Genomic DNA, 1469 nt, shown 5'->3' with positions numbered 1-1469 from the left:
CTACCGCCCCTCCTCCCGCCGCTTCCCCGACCCGGTGCACCTGCGCGTCGAGGACGTGCCCGAGTACGCGTACGTCACCGAGCGCGAGAAGCTGCGGACGCTCCTGGAGCGGGCCGACCGGCTGCGCGCCTCCGTCCTGGAGAAGGACGCGCTGATCGACCGGGACGCGGTGTGGGAGCTCAAACGGGAGGCGCTGGAACTGGTCCGCGAGGTACCGCTCGGCCCGGGCCGGCGCGCCGCCTACGCCGACTTCCTCGCCCGGGAGGGCGAGGCGCTGGAGGACCACGCCACCTGGTACGCCCTCGCCGAGGTGCACGGCCCGGACTGGCGGAGCTGGCCGGCCGGTCTGCGCGATCCCCGCTCGGCCGAGACCGCCCGCGCCCGCGGCGAGTTGATGGACCGGGTGGACTTCCACTGCCGTCTGGCCTGGCTCACCGACAGCCAGCTCACGGCCGCCCAGCGCATCGCGCGCGAGGCCGGGATGGCGGTGGGCGTCGTCCACGACCTGGCGGTCGGCGTGCACCCCGAGGGCGCCGACGCCTGGGCGCAGCAGGAGTACTTCGCCGCCGGGATGTCGGTGGGCGCCCCGCCGGACGCCTTCAACGCGCGCGGCCAGGACTGGGGGCTGCCGCCGTGGCGCCCGGACCGTCTGGCCGAGTCGGGCTACGAGCCGTACCGCCGCCTGCTCCGGGCCCTGTTCCGGTACGCCGGCGCCCTGCGCATCGACCATGTCATGGGTCTGTTCCGGCTCTGGTGGGTGCCGCAGGGGCATCCGCCCACGGAGGGCACGTACGTCCGCTACGACGCCGAGGCCATGCTCGCCGTGCTGGTGCTGGAGGCCTCGCGTGCCGGGTCCGTCGTCATCGGCGAGGACCTGGGCACCGTGGAACCCGGGGTGCGGGAGAAGCTGCGCGAGCGTGGGGTGCTCGGCACCTCGGTGCTGTGGTTCGAACGGGACTGGGAGGGCGACGGCCGCCCGCTGCCCCCCGAGGACTGGCGCGCCGACTGTCTCGCCACCGCCACCACTCACGACCTGCCTTCCACCGCGGCCCGTCTCACCGGCGAACACGTCGAACTCCGTGACCGGCTCGGCCTGCTGACCCGCCCCCTCGCGGAGGAACGGGCCGAGGCCGCGGCCGACACGGGGGAGTGGCTGGCCGTGCTCACCCGGCTCGGGCTGCTGCACGGCACGGGCGGCGGACACGGCGCCTCCGAGGAGGAGGCCGAGATCCAGGCCGTTCACCGCTTCCTGCTGCGCACCCCGTCCCGGCTTGTCGGCGTCTGGCTCCCGGACACGGTCGGCGACCGGCGTCCGCAGAACCTGCCGGGCACCTGGGACCAGTACCCGAACTGGCGGCTGCCGATCGCGGACGCGCGGGGCAGGCCGGTGACCCTGGAGGAGCTGGCCGGCTCGGCGCGACTGCACGCCCTGTTCGACGTCCTGCGGACCGGGTAGACCGGGGCGCGGG

1 protein-coding gene is annotated in these 1469 nt (G+C 75.2%); it reads left to right on the top strand.

All coding sequences use genetic code 11. The features are described 5' to 3' along the window. Nucleotides 1–1456: 4-alpha-glucanotransferase (gene malQ / locus GRC12_RS44405; protein WP_208786089.1), on the top strand; the 1456-nt coding region annotated here is incomplete at its 5' end. Between the last annotated feature and the right edge of the window lie 13 nt (nucleotides 1457–1469).

Source organism: Streptomyces griseorubiginosus, assembly GCF_017614965.1.
In the GTDB taxonomy this organism is placed as follows: domain Bacteria; phylum Actinomycetota; class Actinomycetes; order Streptomycetales; family Streptomycetaceae; genus Streptomyces; species Streptomyces griseorubiginosus_B.
The sequence above is the reverse complement of the archived record's forward strand: the minus strand, read 5'-3'. Positions and strand labels throughout refer to the sequence as shown.